General features: G+C 60.1%; 18 protein-coding genes. 13 read left to right on the top strand and 5 right to left on the bottom strand.

Going from position 1 to position 19,654, the window contains the following annotated elements:
• Positions 1-64 precede the first annotated feature (64 nt).
• Positions 65-1,048 (top strand): hypothetical protein, encoded by a 984-nt coding sequence (locus ACK6D9_RS17330; RefSeq protein WP_412049459.1) that lies wholly within the window; start codon positions 65-67, stop codon positions 1,046-1,048.
• Positions 1,049-1,179: 131 nt separating this feature from the next.
• On the opposite strand, the gene ACK6D9_RS17325 is transcribed toward ACK6D9_RS17330, so the two are convergent.
• Both ACK6D9_RS17325 and ACK6D9_RS17320 read right to left on the bottom strand, forming a co-directional pair.
• On the bottom strand, positions 1,180-2,106 hold the full coding sequence (locus ACK6D9_RS17325; RefSeq protein ID WP_412049458.1) for an alpha/beta fold hydrolase: 927 nt from the start codon (positions 2,104-2,106) through the stop codon (positions 1,180-1,182).
• A gap of 173 nt (positions 2,107-2,279) precedes the next feature.
• Positions 2,280-4,328, bottom strand: coding sequence for a lytic transglycosylase domain-containing protein (locus ACK6D9_RS17320; protein WP_412051838.1), 2,049 nt, complete (start codon positions 4,326-4,328; stop codon positions 2,280-2,282).
• Positions 4,329-4,670: 342 nt separating this feature from the next.
• Here ACK6D9_RS17320 and dapA point away from each other — a divergent pair, with 342 nt between their 5' ends.
• Positions 4,671-5,552 (top strand): 4-hydroxy-tetrahydrodipicolinate synthase, encoded by an 882-nt coding sequence (gene dapA / locus ACK6D9_RS17315; protein WP_412049457.1) that lies wholly within the window; start codon positions 4,671-4,673, stop codon positions 5,550-5,552.
• Positions 5,553-5,554: 2 nt separating this feature from the next.
• The gene (smpB, locus tag ACK6D9_RS17310; protein ID WP_322988966.1) at positions 5,555-6,037 is read left to right on the top strand and encodes an SsrA-binding protein SmpB; all 483 of its coding nucleotides are present in this window, start codon (positions 5,555-5,557) and stop codon (positions 6,035-6,037) included.
• Here the strand turns inward: smpB and ACK6D9_RS17305 are convergent.
• Entirely contained in the window at positions 6,034-6,543 is a 510-nt protein-coding gene (locus tag ACK6D9_RS17305; protein ID WP_412051837.1) for a uracil-DNA glycosylase family protein, read from the bottom strand. The two genes, smpB and ACK6D9_RS17305, sit on opposite strands and share 4 nt — an antisense overlap.
• Before the next feature lie 171 nt (positions 6,544-6,714).
• Positions 6,715-7,302 carry an NYN domain-containing protein gene (locus ACK6D9_RS17300; protein ID WP_322988965.1) on the bottom strand — a complete coding sequence of 196 codons (588 nt, stop codon included), beginning with the start codon at positions 7,300-7,302 and terminating at the stop codon, positions 6,715-6,717.
• 355 nt (positions 7,303-7,657) lie between these two features.
• Between ACK6D9_RS17300 and rpoZ the strand changes: the two genes are divergently transcribed.
• From rpoZ to ACK6D9_RS17255, 9 genes are all read left to right on the top strand, one after another.
• On the top strand, positions 7,658-8,059 hold the full coding sequence (gene rpoZ, locus ACK6D9_RS17295; protein ID WP_322988964.1) for a DNA-directed RNA polymerase subunit omega: 402 nt from the start codon (positions 7,658-7,660) through the stop codon (positions 8,057-8,059).
• A gap of 130 nt (positions 8,060-8,189) precedes the next feature.
• Positions 8,190-10,430, top strand: coding sequence for a RelA/SpoT family protein (locus tag ACK6D9_RS17290; protein ID WP_412049456.1), 2,241 nt, complete (start codon positions 8,190-8,192; stop codon positions 10,428-10,430).
• A 192-nt stretch (positions 10,431-10,622) separates the two neighbouring features.
• Positions 10,623-11,234 (top strand): DUF2062 domain-containing protein, encoded by a 612-nt coding sequence (locus tag ACK6D9_RS17285; protein WP_322988962.1) that lies wholly within the window; start codon positions 10,623-10,625, stop codon positions 11,232-11,234.
• Positions 11,231-11,632, top strand: a complete 402-nt coding sequence (gene acpS, locus ACK6D9_RS17280) for a holo-ACP synthase (protein ID WP_322988961.1) — start codon at positions 11,231-11,233, stop codon at positions 11,630-11,632. The genes ACK6D9_RS17285 and acpS overlap by 4 nt, the downstream gene beginning before the upstream one ends.
• 95 nt (positions 11,633-11,727) lie before the next feature.
• On the top strand, positions 11,728-12,474 hold the full coding sequence (lepB, locus tag ACK6D9_RS17275) for a signal peptidase I (protein WP_322988960.1): 747 nt from the start codon (positions 11,728-11,730) through the stop codon (positions 12,472-12,474).
• The gene (gene rnc, locus ACK6D9_RS17270) at positions 12,471-13,196 is read left to right on the top strand and encodes a ribonuclease III (protein WP_412049455.1); all 726 of its coding nucleotides are present in this window, start codon (positions 12,471-12,473) and stop codon (positions 13,194-13,196) included. The genes lepB and rnc overlap by 4 nt, the downstream gene beginning before the upstream one ends.
• Entirely contained in the window at positions 13,189-14,145 is a 957-nt protein-coding gene (gene era, locus ACK6D9_RS17265) for a GTPase Era (protein WP_412049454.1), read from the top strand. The genes rnc and era overlap by 8 nt, the downstream gene beginning before the upstream one ends.
• A 17-nt stretch (positions 14,146-14,162) precedes the next feature.
• Positions 14,163-14,930: a DNA repair protein RecO gene (gene recO / locus ACK6D9_RS17260; protein ID WP_412049453.1), complete on the top strand. Its 768-nt coding sequence runs from the start codon at positions 14,163-14,165 to the stop codon at positions 14,928-14,930.
• Positions 14,927-15,436 (top strand): PaaI family thioesterase, encoded by a 510-nt coding sequence (locus tag ACK6D9_RS17255; RefSeq protein WP_412049452.1) that lies wholly within the window; start codon positions 14,927-14,929, stop codon positions 15,434-15,436. The genes recO and ACK6D9_RS17255 overlap by 4 nt, the downstream gene beginning before the upstream one ends.
• Positions 15,437-15,452: 16 nt before the next feature.
• On the opposite strand, the gene ACK6D9_RS17250 is transcribed toward ACK6D9_RS17255, so the two are convergent.
• A complete protein-coding gene (locus ACK6D9_RS17250; RefSeq protein WP_412049451.1) occupies positions 15,453-16,688 on the bottom strand; it encodes an MFS transporter in 1,236 nt (411 codons plus the stop codon).
• Positions 16,689-16,885: 197 nt separating this feature from the next.
• Here ACK6D9_RS17250 and ACK6D9_RS17245 point away from each other — a divergent pair, with 197 nt between their 5' ends.
• Complete coding sequence (locus ACK6D9_RS17245; RefSeq protein WP_412049450.1) at positions 16,886-19,615, top strand: DUF2339 domain-containing protein; 2,730 nt, start codon at positions 16,886-16,888, stop codon at positions 19,613-19,615.
• Positions 19,616-19,654 lie beyond the last annotated feature (39 nt).

The raw sequence follows: 19,654 nt of genomic DNA, 5'->3' as shown, positions 1-19,654 counted from the left end.
AAAACCTGCGCGCGTGACCGAGCATGAACGGGTGTCCTGACAAGAGGGTGGGGGTGGAATGATCATGTTGTTTTTACAAACGTTTTTCCTGATCGCTGTGGCGTTTGCGCTTGGCTGTCTGGCCGGGTGCTGGCTCAAACGGACTATGAGTAAGGGTGCGCAGACCCACTCTGGCGCCGCTGCTGCCGTGACCCATGAAGGTGCTGCACGCACATCGACGGCATCTGAACTTGCTGCGCCGCGGCCGCATTATGAGCCGAAATCGACGCCGCAACCTGCTTCGGCGCTGACCACAACTGCCAAAGCCGTGACTGATGCCCCAGCTGAAGGTGCAGCGGTAAAGGCGCTATCAAAACCGAAAAAACCTGCGGCAGCCAAGACCGCGACGGGCAAGACACGCACGACCAAGACGGTGGGCAAGAGTGCCAGCAAGACGCCAGCGGTAACCGGCAAAACGGCAAAATCCACCGGTGTGGCTGCGCCAAAGGCGAAGGCTGCAACGCGGCGTCCCAAATCGGTCAGTGCTGAACCTGCGGCTACGGAGCCGACCGTCGCCAAATCCGCCAGTGCGAAACCTGCCAGCGTCGTGCCCGCCGAGGCCAAAGCGACCAAGACCAGGTCCGGCAAAGCCAAATCCGCAGCGATCAAATCAGTGAAAGCCAAACCCGCTGCGGCTAAAACCGTCAAGGCAAAGCCCGCTGCGGGTAAGCCAGCCGCCGCAGTCAAGCCAGGCAAGGCCAAGCCGGTCGCTGCTGAAGTGCCGGACAACCTCAAGCAGGTCAAGGGAATCGGCCCTCAGAACGAGGCCAAGCTGAACGGCATCGGCGTCAACAGCTTTGCCCAGATCGCCGCATGGACCAAGAAGGAACAAGCGGAAATCGGCGAACGGCTGGCCTTCCCGGGCCGTATCGAACGGGAGGACTGGGTTGGCCAGGCCAAGGTGCTGGCCAAGGGCGGGAAAACCGATTTTGCCAAGCGCGTTGCCAGGGGTGAAGTGGCGAGCTCGGCCGGTGCAACGCCAAAACGAGGCACAGGTAAAAGCAGCTGAGTCCGCTTGGATAGGCGCGCTTTTTGCTGCCAAAGATTAATTGAACCGGCGCGCCTTGCGCCGGTTTGTATTCTATCTATCTGAATATCAATTGATATTTTGTGCCGGACGAAAAGATCTTTGATGGCAGGCTAATGTCGTCGCGATTTGTCGACCGTGGCAAAGAAGCTGGTCAGGATCTCGGGAATGCCGGCCAGATGCAGGATTGGCGCATGGCCATGGCCCTCCACAGTGACGGTCTCAAGTGACGGGACACGGGACTTCATCTCCGTCAGTGTGGCGGCAGAAAGCAGGGTTGAATGCTGACCGCGCAACACCATTAACGGCATGGTGCCAAGTGCTTCAAATTGCGGCCAGAGGGTCGGCAGTGGCGTATTGAGATCAACTCCCTTGAGGCCTTCGAGCAGTGCAGGGTCGTAATCGGGAACGAGCTTGCCACCCTTTTCAACATAAATCGCCCGGGCAAAGTCGACCCAGTCGTTCTCACCAAGCGCCGGAAAGCTCTTGTGGTGCGCTTCGGCCAGGATGCGGCCGGCATCGACCCAATCCTTCGGCTTGGGGGTGCGCGACAGGTAAGCCTTGATCTGCGCAAGCCCCGCGCCGTCGATCACCGGACCGATGTCGTTGAGCACACCGGCAGCCATCAGGCCAGGACGCATGGCGGCGAGCACATGCATGATCAACCCGCCGCGCGAGGTGCCCAGGAATATGGCGTGTTCAAGCCCGAGCGCTGCCATGCCGTTGATCACGTCCTCGGCTTCGACAACGATCGAGTAGCGTGAGGGGTCCTTGTCCCAGCCGGATTGACCGCGGCCGCGATAATCAAAACTGACGACCCGCCGCGGCGTTTTGGCGTGGCGGGATATCAGCAACGCCAGATCATGGAAATCCCGGGTGTTGCGCGTCAGTCCCGGCAGACAGACCAGCGGCAGGCGCCCACGGGTTGCCGGATCGTGACGGCCATAATCCGCCGCATGCAGCCGCAAGCCGTCGCTGGCGGAGAAAAAGACATCTTCATGGGTGACAGGCTTCAGAGCTTCGATATTGTTGTTCGTCATGCTGCGCATTCGTCCCTGATCGTGTGATATCAGGCTATAGCGCATTTTGGCTTTGATGCCAGCGCTGCGTAATTCCGACGTTTGTCGCAACCCTGAGATTCCCATTCAACGGGGCGGGGTGGAACGGTCGGTGTTGGGTCCCGGTTCGAGCATTACCCTCGGTTTGACATGCATCAGCGACGCCCGAAACGGAGGTCATTCTCGATGCTCGCCGGTTCGCCAAGGCGGGCCTTGTAGACTTGGTAGTTTTCCATCACCCGCTGCACATAATGGCGGGTTTCGGTGAAGGGAATCATCTCGATCCAGTCGATCACCTCGTCAAGCGGGCGGCCACGCGGGTCACCAAAGCGCTCGATCCATTGCGGCACCCGGCGCGGACCGGCGTTGTAGGCGATGAATGTCAGGATATAGGAGCCACCGAAATCGGTAATTTGCTCGCCCAGAAAATGGGTGCCTAGGGTTGCGTTATAACCGGCGTCGGAGGTCAGGCGGCTTTTCGAATAGGGCAGGCCGTAGCGGGCGGCAACGCCCTTGGCTGTGCCGGGCAGAATTTGTAATAGCCCCAGCGCGTTGGCAGGCGATACCGCGGCCTTGTTGAAGGCGCTTTCCTGCCGTGCGATCGAATAGGCTAACGCTTTGCCCGATCCCTTGATGTCAGCGCTGCCGGGCACCGCACCCAGCGGATAGGCGAGAGCTGCGACGTCGAGACCGCGGTTCCAGGCGATCTTGCCGATTTGCAGCGAAACCTGATGATCGCCGCGCTTTTCGGCCATGGCGGCCAGAATCGCCAGTTCGCCGGGACTGTCGAGCTCACCCGCCAGTGCGCGGTAGAGGATGTCGGCGCGGCTCTCGAAGCCTGCGCTTTCTAGTTTGCGGATCGCCTGCACAGCTTCACGGCCTGCAAAGCGTGCGCGGTCGGTCGCAGTGGGTGATGGATAAGCAATGTTGAGCGATTTGCGATTGAGCCGGGCGCTGGCAAGCTGTCCGTAAAAGGTCGACGGGTAACTTGCGGCGCGGCCGTAGTGATCAGCGGCCTTGCCGGTGCCGCCGGCTTCCGCGGCGCGGCCAAGCCAGTAATAAGCGCGTGCCCTGGTGATCTGGCCGTCGGCAACAGAGAGAATGGCGGCGAAATGTTTGGATGCGGCTTTCGCGTCCTTCAGCCCGCGCAGCGCATACCAGCCGGCATGAAATTCGGCCTCAGCAAAATCGGCGGGACTTGACGCCAGGTGCGCTGCGGCGAGCTGATAGGCACCGCGGGCATCTCCCTGCTCATATAGACCACGGCTGACCACCCGCGCCTCGATCCACCATTCATCGGGATCGACAAGGGCTGCGCGATCGCGCGGCATCTGTTTGAGCAGTGCTGCTGCCTCCTTGTTGCGCTCGAGTTCGCGCAGATGGCGGATTCGCAGGTAAAGATAGGCCGGGGTGTCATGCCACGACCGGTGCACCGACGATATCGCCCCTGCCGCGTTTTTAGGATTGGTGATGACCGCAGTCCACGCGCGATAGAGCGACTGGGCGCCGGCCTTCTCCGCCAGGGGCTTGGCTTCGCTCACATGATCGCGATAGAGTAACATCTCCATCCGGCGCAAATGGTCTGATTTGGACAGCAGACTGTCGAATTCACCCAGGAATATCGCTGTTTCCTTGCTGTCCATGCGTGTCGTCCGCCAGAAACTGGCCGCCACCGACCGTGCCCGCTTGGCGTCGCCGCTGGCCATCAAGGCGCGGACCAAAATGATGGCACCCTTTACCGTCTCGGGGCGGGTGTCGCCAAAGGCAGCCAGCACCTGGCGGGCAGGCGGGTTTTCGAAGAACAAGGCGCGCTCTGAAAGGCTGCGCAGGGATTTGAGACCTGGCCATCCGTTCAGTTCGGTGGCGGCAGCAGCTATTTCGCCTGACGGCACGCCTTCCTGCCCCGAGAGGGCGATCGCCCAAGTCAGGATATGATTGTCCAGTGTGCCTGCAGGCATGGAATCACGGACCGCGCGGGCACGCGCGGTATCACTGCCGGCCAATGCCTCGAGCCCGGCTTTCAGCTTTTGACTGGCTGGCGTCGTGTCGCTGACACGGGGTACGGATGCAGTGGTTTCGGCGCTGAAGGCGAGTGGACGCGGGGCGGGCAGGGGGATGTCGCCGTCGGGCAATGGCGCCGCTGCGGTGACAGTGATGAGGGCTGAGGAGAGCGTCAGCAGCGCGGCAACGGCGGTTCTTGTCATCATGGCGTTGTTCCGGATTGGCGATCCCTGGAAGCTTTACGGACGCTTGCCGCCCCATCAGCCCGCGCCCGATTGTACATGTTCAAGCCGCAAGCTTTGCATTTCGCGGTGAAACAAGAGTTAACAAAAGCTTATGAGATTCATTCAAATGAGTTATTCCGGCGAAATTACGGATGCCTAGCCGCGGGGATTGGGCTAAGGTTACAAAAATCGGTCGGCAATTCGGTAAAAGCAGAGCCAATCCGGAGGCAAGGCTTTTCCGGCGCGGCGATTTCCTGTATCCGGCAGCAAGAGAATTGTAACCAGTGTGACCGCGCTGGAGGCGTTGTTTTGGAGAATAGCATGTTCAAGGGTTCCCTTCCGGCCCTCATTACCCCGTTCACTGACGCAGGCGCGGTGGATGAGGATGCGCTCGCGCGCCACGTCGAGCGTATGATCAAGGCCGGTAGCCGTGGCCTGGTTCCGGTCGGTACCACCGGTGAATCACCGACCTTGACCCACGCCGAACACAAGCGCGTGGTCGAGCTGTGCGTGGAGGCGGCTGATGGCCGCGTGCCGGTGATTGCGGGAGCTGGATCCAACAACACAACCGAGGCAATCGAGCTTGCTGTACATGCCGAGAAGGCTGGTGCCGACGCCGTGCTGGTTGTGACGCCCTACTACAACAAACCCACGCAAAAGGGCCTTTACGTGCATTTCAAGGCGGTGGCCGAGGCGATCAAGCTGCCGATCATCATCTACAACATTCCGCCGCGTTCGGTGGTCGACATGTCGGTGGAAACCATGGCGGCGCTGCACCGCGACTTTTCCAACATCATCGGCGTCAAGGATGCGACCGGCAATCTTGCCCGGGTGCCCGAACAGCGCATGGCTTGCGGCAAGGATTTCGTGCAGCTGTCGGGTGAAGACGCTACTGCGCTCGGTTACAATGCCCATGGCGGCATTGGCTGCATCTCGGTCACCGCCAATGTCGCGCCACAACAGTGTGCCGAATTTCAGGAAGCAACGTTGCGGGGCGATTACGCCACTGCCCTGACGATGCTTGACCAGTTGATGCCGCTGCACAAGGCGATATTTGCAGAACCTGGGGTTGCCGGTGTGAAGTATTGCCTGGCCAAGATGGGCCTGATCAAGAATGTCGTCCGCTCGCCTCTGACCACGGTAGAACCCGCGACGGCGGCTTTGCTTGACGCCGCGCTTGCTCAGGCGGGCGTGGCCAGCTGATCATGGCTCCCAAAAAAGAAGACAAAGCGCAACACGGCAAGATCGTTGCTGAAAACCGCAAGGCGCGGTTCAACTACGAAATTGTCGAAACGTTTGAAACAGGTCTGGTTCTGACCGGCACAGAAGTGAAATCGCTTCGTGAAGGCAAGGCCAACATCGCTGATTCCTATGCCAATGAAGAGGGCGGGGAGATGTGGCTGATCAATTCCTATGTGCCCGAATATCTGCAAGCCAACCAGTTCAATCATGAGCCCCGGCGGCGGCGCAAAATTCTGGTGAAGGCGCGGGAAATCGCACGGCTTGGGCAATCCGTGCAGCGTGACGGGATGACCCTGGTGCCGCTCAAGATCTATTTCAACGACAAGGGCACGGCAAAGCTGCAACTGGCTCTGGCAAAGGGCAAGAAACTGCACGACAAGCGCCAGACCCAAAAGGAACGCGACTGGAACCGGGACAAGTCCCGGCTTCTACGGGATCGCGGCTAAGGCTGGGTGCGGGACAGAAACCGTGACGCATCTGCAAAAACTGCATTGAACATGTTTGGCGTCAGCCGCCCGGTGTTGATGTTGTAGCGCGAGCAGTGATAGCTCGAAAATAACTCAAACCCACCAATCGAGGTGTGCGCGTTGTGACCGAAGGGGTGGGCAGAAACCTTGCCGCCCAGCGCACGTACTGTGCTGTCATGGGAAATCTTGCCCAGCGTGATGATGGCGCGGAGACTCTCCATCTGGCTGATCGTGGCGCTCAGAAAAGCTCGGCAGGTGTTGATCTCGGTGCCGATCGGCTTGTTTTCGGGCGGCACGCAGCGTACCGCATTGGTGATGGCGGTTTTCTCAAGTCGCAAACTGTCATCCGTGTCCGCCTCGAAGCTACCGCTGGCCAATCCGTGCGCACCGAGCGTGGCGTATAACAGATCGCCGGAGTGATCCCCGATGAAGGGACGACCGGTTCGGTTGGCGCCGCGCATTCCGGGGGCGAGCCCGACGATCAGCAGCTCAACAGCTTGTAGACCCTCGCGCGGGCAGAGGGTCCGAACCGGTCCGTTGTGCCAATCGGGATGGCGTTTTCGATTGTCCAGTATGAAGCTGCGGAGCCGGGGGCAAAATCCGCAGTCATGATCGGGCTCTGTCATCATCCCGCCGGCGTACACAGCCACTGAGAATCAATCGTCAAACTCGTCTTCATCCTCGTCCGCGACTGGCGCCGGACGTAGCGGACGTTCGGAAGCTTCCCGTCCGATTTCGGCCTTCAGGCTGGTCAGGTCGATGAAGTAATCGGCCTGGCGGCGCAGATCGTCGGCAATCATCGGCGGCTGCGTAGCGAGTGAGGAGACCACTGTCACCTTGCGGCCCTTGCGCTGAAGCGCTTCGACCAGCGAAGTAAAGTCGCCGTCGCCTGAGAAAATCACCAGGTGGTCGACGACTTCGGACTGTTCCATGGCATCGATCGCCAGTTCGATGTCCATATTGCCCTTGATCTTGCGGCGACCCGCCGCGTCGGTGAATTCCTTCGCCGGCTTGGTGACGACTTTGTAGCCATTGTAGTCAAGCCAATCGATCAGTGGCCGGATCGATGAATATTCCTGGTCTTCGATCAATGCGGTGTAGTAATAGGCGCGCAGCAGATAGCCACGAGATTGAAACGTCTTGAGCAGTTTTCGATAATCGATGTCAAAATTCAGACTTTTGGAGGCGGCATAGAGATTGGCTCCATCGATGAAAAGAGCAATTTTCTCTCTAGGATCAAACACTTGATGGTTTCCTTTCTGCAATAGTAGTTTGGTTGCAATATTGGTTGAATTTCAACTATATGAATTGACAATAGCACATTGTCGGGTGGTAATCGCCAGACAGCGAAGTTGCCCGGGCGTATGAAGTCACTTACAACGCCGTATACGCAGCAATTGTTCCCCTTGCGGCTGTTTTTCAAGGGGTAAATTTTTATGGCGACGTTAAGCCGCGTAACTGACGAGCACATGAAGCAGCACGAGGCGCACAACTTTCTCGCTGCTGAGAAGGTGTTTTGACCCAAATGACTTGAAATTGCCGCATAATGTGTTTATCGGCAGGGTTGATCCCCCCATTACAGTTTGTAAAGGACAGGCAATGGCCCGCGTCACAGTCGAAGATTGCATCGACAAAGTTGAAAATCGTTTCGAACTGGTTCTGCTTGCGAGCCACCGTGCGCGCCAGATTTCGCAGGGTGCCCCGATCACGATTCCCCGTGACAACGACAAGAATCCGGTTGTCGCCCTTCGTGAAATTGCCGACGAAACCCTGTCTCCCGGCGACCTGAAAGAAGACCTGATCCACTCGCTGCAGAAGCATGTCGAGGTGGATGAGCCAGAACCCGATCCCGCACAGTTCATCCAGCCTGGTGAAGCTGCAGGTGATGCAGTGGTTGAAGATGACCAGCCTGAAGCTGCGGCGTTTGGCTCGATGTCGGAAGAAGATCTGCTTGCCGGTATTGAAGGGCTTGTGCCGCCGGAAAAAAGCGACGACTATTGAGCTAGTTGGTGAAGCCCGATTGATTTGGTTTAAATCGACCGGGCTCGCTGGAGGCCGATAGACAGCTGATGCGATGTAATGCGCCGGTCGTTGGATTCGGCGCATTTGCTTGTCGCGGAGTATCCATTTCATGATGCGTCAGTACGAGCTCGTAGAGCGCGTGCAAAAATACAAGCCGGACGTCAATGAGGCCCTGCTCAACAAGGCCTACGTCTATGCCATGCAGAAGCACGGCAAGCAGACGCGTGCCAGCGGCGACCCCTATATTTCGCACCCGCTTGAGGTGGCCGCGATCCTGACGGAAATGCGGCTTGATGAATCCACCATCGCGGTGGCGCTTTTGCATGACACGATTGAAGACACATCTGCCACGCGGGCGGAGATCGATGAGCTGTTCGGTGAAGATATCGGTCGGCTGGTCGAGGGACTGACCAAGATCAAGAAGCTCGATCTGGTGACCAAGCGCGCCAAGCAGGCGGAGAATTTGCGCAAGCTGCTGCTGGCGATCTCCGACGATGTGCGGGTGCTGTTGGTCAAGCTTGCCGACCGCCTGCACAACATGCGCACGCTTGATCACGTCCCACCTGAAAAACGTGCCCGCATCGCCGAGGAGACGATGGACATCTATGCGCCGCTGGCCGGGCGCATGGGCATGCAGGAGATGCGTGAAGAGCTCGAAGGCCTCGCCTTCAAACATCTCAACCGGGAAGCCTACGACACGGTGACGGGGAAGCTTGCCGAGTTGTCGGAGAGCAACCGCGACCTGATCCGCACCATTGAGGGAGAACTGTCGGCGTTGTTCGAGCAGGAAGGCCTGAATGCCAGCGTTCGTGGCCGGCAGAAAAAAGCCTATTCGGTGTTTCGCAAGATGGAATCCAAATCGCTCTCGTTCGAGCAGCTCTCGGATGTGTTCGGGTTTCGCATCGTTGTTGATACCGAAGCCGATTGCTACCGCGCGCTGGGGATTGTGCACATGCGCTGGTCGGTGGTGCCCGGTCGCTTCAAGGATTATATATCGACCCCCAAACAGAATGACTATCGCTCGATCCATACCACCATTGTCGGTCCATCGCGGCAGCGTGTTGAACTTCAGATTCGCACCCGGCGCATGGACGAGATCGCCGAACGCGGCGTGGCCGCGCATGCGCTCTACAAGGATGCGAGCAACAGCGCCGAAGGCGAACTGCTGTCGCGAGACAGCCGCGCCTATTCGTGGTTGCGCCAGACCATCGAGGCGCTGTCGGTGGGCGACAGCCCGGAGGATTTCCTGGAGCATACCAAGCTCGAGCTGTTCCAGGATCAGGTGTTTTGCTTTACCCCCAAGGGACAGCTGATCGCATTGCCGCGCGGCGCGACACCGATCGATTTCGCCTATGCCGTCCATACCGATATCGGCGATACCTGCGTCGGTGCCAAGATCAACGGCCGGATCATGCCGCTGGTGACGCGTCTCGCCAATGGCGACGAGGTGGAGATCCTGCGCTCGGGTGTTCAGGTGCCGCCACCGGCGTGGGAAAAAATCGTGGTTACCGGCAAGGCCCGCGCGGCTATTCGTCGTGCGACCAAGGTAGCCGTGCGCAAACAGTATTCCGGCCTCGGCATGCGCATTCTCGAACGAACATTCACCCGGGCAGGCAAACCCCTGTCCCGCGATGGCCTGAAACCGGTCCTGCACCGGCTTGGCCACAAGGAAGTCGAGGATGTGCTGGCGGCGGTCGGGCGCGGCGAATTGGCGTCAGACGATGTGTTGCTGGCAGTGTATCCCAATCATCAGGAAACCCGGGCGCCAGCCCGCAAGCCAGCCGACGAGGGGTGGTTCAACCTCCGCAGCGCAGCGGGTCTGATCTTCAAGCTGCCGGGGCTGAATAAATCGCAAAAGACGGCCAAGGCTTCGCTTCGGGCAGGAGCGGAGAGGGATCAGAATGCAATGCCGATTCGCGGCATGGATGATAATTCCGTGGTTAATTTCGGCCCCGGTGGCGCAGTGCCGGGCGACCGGATCGTCGGTATTCTGCAACCGGGAGCAGGAATTACCGTCTATCCAATCCAGTCTCCCGAACTGACCAAGTTCGATGACGAGCCGAGCCGATGGATCGACATCCGCTGGGATATCGACGAGAATAACAAGAAGCGGTTTCCCTCCCGGATCCTGGTCACCGCAATCAATGCGCCGGGCACGTTGGCCGAGGTGGCGCAGGTAATCGCGTCGAGTGAAACCAATATCCAGAACCTTTCCATGGTTCGGGTAGCGGCGGATTTTACCGAAATGCTGGTGGATCTTCAGGTATGGGATCTCAAGCATCTCAATCAACTGATCACGCAGTTGAAGGGGCTGGAGCCGGTTTCCTCGGTGGAGCGCATCTACGAATAGGCTGACACGGCGGCTCACCGGCCACACATGCCGTGCGACCGACGCCTCTGCCGGGCTTGAGAAGGCCACGGTCTTTACCCAATCTTTGGTGTTGGCCGGCATACTGAACTTGGGATCTTGCGCCCCTGAGTCGACCAGAAATTTGTCGGTTGACTTAGGACTGACACAAAGAGAGCGATATACGGACACCAAATGCTGTTTCGTCGCCGAAGACCAGAGGGATTTTTTGACCGGATGCGCACTGCGCTCTGGCCTCGTCGCTCTTTTGCGCGCTCGTTTCAGTATCTTATCAAGCGTGTGTTGCGGCTGACGGCAAGTCCACACGCCATCGCCGCCGGCGTGGCGGCCGGGGTGTTCGCCTCGTGGACGCCGCTTCTGGGGTTTCATTTCGTCCTCGCCTTCGCGCTCGCCTATCTGCTGGCAGGCAACATGGTGGCGGCTGCGATCGGCACTGCTTTCGGTAACCCGATTTCGTTTCCCTTCATCTGGGCGCTGACGTTGAAGTTCGGCAACCAGCTTATCGGCGTCTCCACCGGCGCGCATCACAAGCAGATCAATCTGGAAGCGCTGTTGAGGCATCTCGACATCAGCCAGTTGTGGGATCCGGTGCTCAAGCCGATGCTGATTGGCTCGATTCCACCGGCGCTGTTCAGCGGCATCGTGTTTTATGTCGTCACCTATTGGGCAGTGGGCGCGTTTCAGACGCGGAGAAAATCACGGCTGGCGGCACGCGCTAAAGCACGGCTTCAGGAAATGGCGGCAGCGCGGGCTGAACGCGCCGCGGACAGGACCAGACGGGCGTGATCATCGGCATTGGCAGCGACCTGATCGACATCAGGCGAATTGAGCAAACGCTTGAGCGGCACGGGGAACGGTTCACCACGCGCTGCTTCACCGAAATCGAGCAGCAACGCTCGGACCGCCGCAAAAACCGGGCGGCATCCTACGCCAAGCGATTCGCTGCCAAGGAAGCCTGTTCCAAGGCACTGGGCACAGGCTTGTCGAAGGGCGTGTTCTGGCGAGACATGGGTGTTGTCAATCTGCCTGGCGGGAAACCAACTATGGAACTGACCGGCGGCGCTGCCAAACGATTACTGGCAATGACGCCGGCAAACATGACTTGCGCCATTCATTTGACAATAACCGATGATTATCCACTGGCTCAGGCTTTCGTCGTTATCGAGGCGCTGCCCGGCGTTTGAATGCAAACGAGCCGTGTGCCTGGCGGCGGTGTTGCCGGAAACGATGCAAACAGCTAGAGAGGGCGCATCCGCGCCACATCTGAGGAAATCCAAGCGTGTCCGAGACATCGAAAGACAAATCCAGCGGCCTTTGGGAAAACGTCAAGGTTCTGGTCCAGGCACTGCTGCTTGCAGTGATCATTCGCACGCTGTTTTTCCAGCCGTTCAGCATTCCGTCCGGGTCGATGATGTCGACGCTACTGGTTGGCGATTACCTGTTCGTTTCGAAATTTTCCTACGGCTATTCGAAATATTCGCTGCCGTTTTCGCCGGATCTTTTTTCCGGCCGGATCTGGTCGTCCAACCCTGAACGCGGCGATGTCGCGGTGTTCCGGCTGCCGTCCAATACCAAGATCGACTACATCAAGCGCGTGGTTGGTCTTCCCGGTGACCGAATTCAGGTGAAGGATGGCGTTCTGTATATCAATGACGAAGCGGTCAAGCGCGAGCAAGTCGGTTTCTATACGCCGGAAGGGCGCTATAATCAGGGCGCCGATGTTCCGATCTATCGCGAAACCTTGCCTAACGGCGTGAGCTACACGACGCTCGATATCAACCCGAACTCACCAGGCGACAACACCCGCGAATTTTTGGTGCCGGAAGGCCATTATTTCATGATGGGCGACAACCGCGACAATTCGCTCGACAGCCGCTTTGACGTCGGCTTCGTTCCGCTGGAGAATTTTATCGGCCGGGCAACCATCCTGTTCTTCTCCATTGCCGAGGATTCCTCGCCGCTGGAAATATGGAAGTGGCCGTCTGACCTGCGCATCGAGCGGTTCTTCAAATCCGCTCAGCGATGAAGCGCGCTTCCAAAAAACAGGCAGAGGTGATTGCCGGAGTCGAGGAAAGAATCGGTCATCACTTTGCCAACCCGGCGCGGCTTGAACGGGCGCTGACCCATTCGAGCACGCGAACCGCGGTGGGCGGAAATTACGAGCGACTGGAATTCCTTGGTGACCGGGTTCTGGGGCTGTGTGTCGCGGAATTGCTGTTCAGCCATTTCGGCAACGCCAGCGAAGGCGAATTGTCGGTGCGGCTCAACCAACTGGTCAGCGCCCAGACCTGCAGTGAAATTGCCGACGAGCTGGGTCTGCACGAATTTATCCGCACTGGTGCGGATGTGAAGAAGCTCACCGGCAAGCGCATGGCCAATGTTCGCGCCGATGTGGTAGAATCAATAATTGCGGCGATTTATCTCGATGCCGGGCTCGAAACAGCGCGTGCCTTCATCGACAAGCACTGGAGAACGCGCGCGCTCGCCGATGATGCGGCGCGGCGCGATGCCAAGACCGAATTGCAGGAATGGGCGCATGCGCGATTTGGCGTGACGCCGGTGTATCGGGTGACGGACCGCGGCGGTTCCGACCATGAGCCGGTGTTTACCGTCGAAGTCGACATTGAGGGCGCCAAGTCCGCTCGCGGCGAAAGCCGATCCAAGCGTGCGGCCGAACAGGCCGCCGCGACCGCGATACTCGAACGTGAGGGCGTCTGGCAGACCCCCGCAGGGCAAGATGATGAGTGATACACCCGATACCTCCGATACCCCCGACGTAGAAACTATCGTCGAAGAACCCAAGCGGCCGACCCGCTCCGGTTTTGTGGCGCTGATCGGCGCCCCCAATGCCGGCAAGTCGACGCTGATGAACCAGCTCGTTGGCGCCAAGGTGTCGATCGTTTCGCACAAGGTGCAGACCACGCGATCGATCGTGCGCGGGATTGCGATCCATGACCGCACCCAGATCGTGTTCATCGACACGCCAGGGATCTTCACGCCCAAGCGGCGGCTCGATCGGGCGATGGTGACAACCGCTTGGGGCGGCGCCAAGGATGGCGATCTGGTGCTGGTGCTGATTGATGCCGAGCGCGGGATCAGGGGCGAAGCAGAAGCGCTGCTGGATTCGCTGGCCGACAGGCATGGGCACAAGGTGCTGGTGATCAACAAGATCGACCAGGTCAAGCGCGATACGCTGTTGGCACTGACCGCTGCCATTCACGAGAAGGCAAAATTCGACGAGACCTTCATGATCTCGGCGCTCAACGGTTCGGGTTGCAAGGACTTGATGGACTATCTGGCGAAAACACTGCCGGAAGGCCCGTGGTATTACCCCGAGGACCAGATTTCGGATCTGCCGATGCGGCAACTCTCGGCCGAAATCACCCGCGAGAAACTGTTTTTGCGCCTGCATCAGGAATTGCCCTACGCCTCGCATGTCGAAACCGAAGGCTGGGTGGAGAAAAAGGATGGCTCGGTTCGCATCGAGCAGGTCATCTATGTCGAGCGCGATAGCCAGAAGAAGATCGTGCTTGGCCACAAGGGCGAGACCATCAAGGCTATCGGCCAGGCGTCGCGCAAGGAGATAGCCGAGATCCTCGACCAGAAGGTGCATCTGTTCCTGTTCGTCAAGGTGCGCGAGAACTGGGGCAATGACCCCGAGCGCTACCGCGAGATGGGACTTGAATTTCCGCACTGAGCGGGCACATTCAATCCATGGAATGGCGCGACGAGGGAATCATCCTGGGCCTGCGAAAGCATGGTGAGACCTCGGTCATCGCCGAGGTGATGACCCATGCGCATGGCCGCCATCTTGGCATCGTCCGCGGTGGCCGCTCAAAGCGGTTGCAGCCGGTGTTGCAGCCCGGCAATTCGGTCGACCTTGTCTGGCGCGCCCGACTGGACGAGCATCTGGGGCAATATCAGGTCGAAGTGCTCAACGCGCGGGCCGGGCGGCTGATGGAGAGCGCCATTGGGGTCCACGGTGTTCAGGCCATGGCGGCGCTGCTCAGGCTGCTGCCCGAACGTGATTCCCATCCACGCCTGCATGATGCGTTTGCTGTCATTCTCGACAGTCTCGACACGCCGGAGCAGGCGGGGGCGCTCTATGTCCGGTTCGAACTGGCCGTGCTTGAGGATCTTGGCTTCGGGCTCGATCTGAGTGCGTGTGCAGCAACCGGGGTGCGGACCGAACTGATCTATGTATCGCCAAAAAGCGGACGTGCCGTGTCGGCCGCCGCGGGTGCGCCATGGGCCGAGCGGATGCTGGCCTTGCCGCAATTCCTGACTGACCGGGACTGTCCGTGCACGAATGCAGAGGTGCTGGGGCAGGCATTCCGGCTGACCGGGTATTTTCTTGACCGGCATGTGTTTGAAGCACGCGGGATCGAGCCGCCGATCAGCCGCGAAAGTTTCTGCACAGCGGCGCTGCGCGCCATGCCACCGGCAGATCCTGTCCTGTCTGAAACGGAATTGATGAAATGAATGATCTTCCCAATGCAGCCGCCGACCGGCAATTTGCTGGCGTCGTGCCCCTTGAACTTGTCGCGAAAGAGGGTGGCCTATCGGTGACGCAGGGCATTCTCGAGGGTCGGCTGCCGGGCGCGGCGATGGCGAAAACGCTCAATTTCTGGCTTACCAAGGTGGAAGAGGGGCTGATCGTATTCACCGGCAGCCCGACCGAGGAGCATCTCAATCCGCTTGGCACCATCCATGGCGGCTGGGCGGCGACGGTGTTGGATTCGTCGCTTGCCTGTGCGGTGATGACGACGCTTGAGCCGGGGGAGGGCTACACCACCGTCGAATTCAAGCTCAATCTGACGCGACCGATCCTTCCGGGGATGGGAGAACTGGCGTGCGAAGGCCGGCTGGTCCACCGCGGCAAGACGATTGCCACCTCCGAGGCCTATCTGCGTGACAGTTCCGGCAAGTTGCTGGCCCACGGAACCGAAACCTGCGCCATCTTCCCGATTGCCAAATTGATGCGCTGAGCGCCGGGCTGCCGGTTCATTCGGCTGGCACCAGCGCCGGACGATCGACCGGCTGCTCCCTGATCGGCCAATGGACAACGGCGGCGAACAGCCCGAGGGCGACGCCCAGCCACCAGACCGGGTCGTAGGTACCGAAAACATCATAGAGGTAGCCGCCGAGCCAGACGCCGAGGAACGAGCCAACCTGGTGCGAGAAGAAAACGACACCGCCAAGCATGCCGAGATGTCGGGTGCCGAACATGATTGCCACCAGCGCGTTGGTTGGCGGTACCGTTGACAGCCACAACAGGCCCATGACGATGGCAAAGACGATCACCGATGTTTCGGTCTGTGGCAACAGCAGGAAAGCAGTGACCGCAACCGACCGGCTGAGGTAGATCCATACCAGGAACATCGGTTTGGAATGGCGCTGGCCGATTACGCCGGACGCCAGCGAGCCGATGATGTTGAAAAAACCGATCAGCGCCAGCGACAGCACCGCATAGGAATCGGCAATGTTGATGTCGCGCAGGTAGGCCGGAAAGTGGGCGGTGATGAAGGCCACCTGGAAGCCGCAGACGAAGAAGCCCGAAATCAGCAGCACATAGCTCTTGTGGCCCAGTGCTTCGCGCAGTGCTGCGCCGATTGATTGTTCGGCATCGGTCTGTTTCTGGCTGCCGGAGGAGGCATTGCCGCGCAGCGGAATGGCGAGAAGCGGGATCACCAGCATCAGCATGCCAAGCCAGACCAGCGCATCGGACCATCCAAGCGCATCGATGAGGCCCTGGCTCAGGGGGGCGAAAACGAACATGCCGGCCGAACCTGCTGCGGTGCCAAAGCCGAAGGCCAGCGAGCGCTGTTCAGGGGCGACATTGCGGGCGAATGCCGCCAGTACGATACCAAAGGATGCCGAGGCGATGCCCAGCCCGACCAGCACGCCGCCACCAATGTGCAGCCAGGTCGGGCTGTCGGCATTGGCCATGATGACCAGGCCGCTTGAATAGAGCACCGAGGAAAGCGCCAGCACCCGCCAGGTTCCAAACCGGTCGGCAATGGCGCCGAAGATTGGTTGCCCCAGCCCCCAGAACAGGTTCTGGATTGCCATGGCGAGACCGAAGGTGGTGCGGTCCCAGCCGGTATCGGCGAGCATCGGCAACTGGAAAAAACCCATCGCCGAGCGCGGCCCAAAGGAAAGCAGGGCGATGGCGCAGCCGGCGATGATGATCAGCCAGGGGAACGGCGTGGGAGCCGCGGCGGAACGGTCTTGTGACATCGGAGTACCCTAATTGTGCAGCGACAATAGGGATTCGGCGGCCATCGACAAGTGCATTTACCTGAATGCAGAGATCACCGAAATTGATGCGAGGTCGGATTTACCGCCCATTCATCGTGTCCTGTATCGGGTGCCGTCAATAGTTGTGGCACGGCCAGAAGGCGTGTAGGCCAACCTGTCATTTGATGGATATTTTCATGTTTGGTCTTTTCGGTTTCATTGTTCTTGTTGCGCTGGTGCTCTGGGTTCGCACCCTGCAGGTCGACCAGCGGCGGATGGCCGAGGAGATTGCGCTGCTGCGCCGCGATCTCAATCAGCTTGGAAACAATGCGCCGGACGAAACTGATGCTGATGCCGGTGCGGCTAAGGGCGATGCTTCGTTGCCGCCCGAGGAAATATCGGTCGAGGATCAGGCGGCGGATACAGGCGATGGTGGAGAACCCGACAATGAGGCGGACACCAGCGATGCCGCTGACGAGCCGATTGTTGAACCAGTTGCCGCCCGCGCTGCGGCCTTGGCGGCAGATACCTCGGTTTCATCGGTCGCCGGCAGCCGCAAGAGCGTCGATCTCGAAGGCCTGATCGGTGGTCGCTGGTCGGCCCTGCTTGGCGGTCTGGCGATTGCGCTCGGTGTGTTGTTCCTGGCGCGCTATTCGATCGAGGCGGGGCTGTTGGGCCCGCGGGCGCGAACCGCCATGGGGGCGCTGATGTCCGTCGGGCTGTTTGCGGCCGGCGAGGTCATGCGCAGGCGTGACCGGCGAGATGCGCTGCCGATGCTGATGACCGCAGATATTCCCGGCATTCTGACAGGGGCGGCGGCGATTGGTGCCTTCGGCACCCTGTATGCCGCCTATGCGCTCTACGGCTTCATTGGGCCGGCCATCGCCTTTGTGGGGTTGACGGTTGTCGGGATCGCCAGCCTGCTGCTTTCCGCGGTGCATGGGCCGAAGCTTGCCGCAATCGGGCTGGTTGGCGCCTATGCGGCGCCGCTTCTGGTTTCGTCAGATACGCCTGATCCGGTGGCTTTTGGGCTGCATATCCTGGTGGTAACCGCGGCGGTGATGGGGGTTGCGCGGATTCGCGGCTGGCTGTGGCTGGCGATTGGCGGAATCGTCGGCTCCACCCTGTTGACGCCATTGTTGCTGACAATCGGAACCGATGTCGCCGGCGTCATGCTGGGCGTTCTGTTGCTGCTTTTGTTTGGCGTCCATCTTGGGAGCCTGGTCGTGGGCGTATCTGACCGGCCAAAACCACTGGCGGACCGGCCCGCGTTGTGGATCGCCTTTGCTGCCACGCTCGAAATCGTGTTGATTGCCGTTGTTGCGGCCTGGACCGGCGGTGCCCATTTCCCGGTGCTTGCCGCAATTCCTGTTCTTGCCGCCGTGTTGATGGCGGCAGCGGGAACCTGGCCTGCGCTGTCGCTGGTGGCGCCGGTGTCCGCCGCGCTGGTGGTTCTGACGCAGATCTCGCTCCGGGTCGATTTCCCGATCCTGACCGGCATGACCACCGGCATCGATCTGCGCGATGGCATGATCGCTCCCGATATCGCCGGGTTTGCGCGCGACGGGCTGCTGCTGGCTGTGCCTTCCTTTGCCCTTGCCGTCTGGTTTGGATTGCGGGCAGCGCCAATGGCGCCGAAAATGGCCGGGCGGCTGGCGTTGGCGGCGACGATCATCGGCGTGTTGGCGATGACTGCGTTTTACCTCGTGGTGGCGCCTTTCGAGACCCATGTCGCCACCGGGTTGGCGGCGTTGGCGCTGGCAGCCGTGATTGTGGCGTTGACCGAGATTTTCACTCGCGCAAGGCCGGATGACTGGTCGGCGCCCGCACCGGCCTGGCTGGCGGTCGGGGCTGTGGCGCTGACGGGTCTTGCCATCGGTATTCTCCTGACCCGGCAATGGATGCCGCTTGGCTTTGCGGTCACAGTGGCAGGCGCCTGCATGGTTTGCCGCGTCCGGCCGGTTCCGGCTCTCGGTTGGCTTTCGGTGGTGCTGGCGTTGCTGGCTACGTCGGGGCTGCTGTTCAACGCCCCGTTTGCTGCCGATCAGATCGGTATAACGCCGATCTTCAACAAGTTGATCTTGATTACCGGCGTGCCTGCCGTGTTGCTGATCTGGGGCGGGATAGCTCTGAGGGCCGCCGGTGGCCGACGCCCGGGAGAACTGGTGATTGCCTTCGGGCTGTCGCTGCTGGCGTTGTTTGTCGCGCTCGAACTGCGGCACCTGCTTGCGGGCGGCGACATACTTGGTGCGCCATTCGGGCTGATCGACATGGCCACCCAGTCGATCGCGGCGCTAGGCTTTTCCATCGGGCTGCAACTGGCAGCAAGGCGTGGCAATGCCGACGTGTTCGGCTTCGCATCGCTGGTCGCCGGCGCCATCGGCATTGTCGCCATGGCACTTGGCCTGGTGCTGGCCTTCAACCCGTTTCTGGCCGGCGATCCGGTGGGCGAGGGGCATGTGTTCAACCTGCTGTTGCCGGGCTATCTGGTCACCGGTCTGCTCGCCGTGCTGACCGCCTATATGTCGCCACCGACGCGGCCGCGCTGGTATCGCTACGGTTATGGCGGGGTGGGTGCGGTGCTGTTGTTCATCTATGCCACCTTGATGACCCGGCATGGGTTTCAGGGCGGCGATGTGCGGTTCTTCCGCGCGACGTCGGATGCTGAAATCTGGTCCTATTCGGTGGTGTGGCTGGCCATGGGCGGAGGTGTGCTGGCGCTCGGTCTGATGCTCAAATCAGTGCCGTTGCGGGCGGCTTCCGCGGCGATCATCCTGCTGACGGTGGCCAAGGTGTTCCTGATCGACATGTCGGCGCTCACCGGGGTGCTGCGCGCGTTCTCGTTCATCGGGCTTGGCGGCTCGCTGCTGGTGATCGGCCGGTTTTATCAACGGATATTGCAGCGGACCGGCAACCGGCCGGCATAAGGCGGGCAATTGTTGACACCTGCAGGTCAGGCAGTGATG

The organism is Hoeflea sp. Naph1 (genome assembly GCF_046837775.1).
Classification (GTDB): Bacteria; Pseudomonadota; Alphaproteobacteria; order Rhizobiales; family Rhizobiaceae; genus Hoeflea.
The sequence above is the reverse complement of the archived record's forward strand: the minus strand, read 5'-3'. Positions and strand labels throughout refer to the sequence as shown.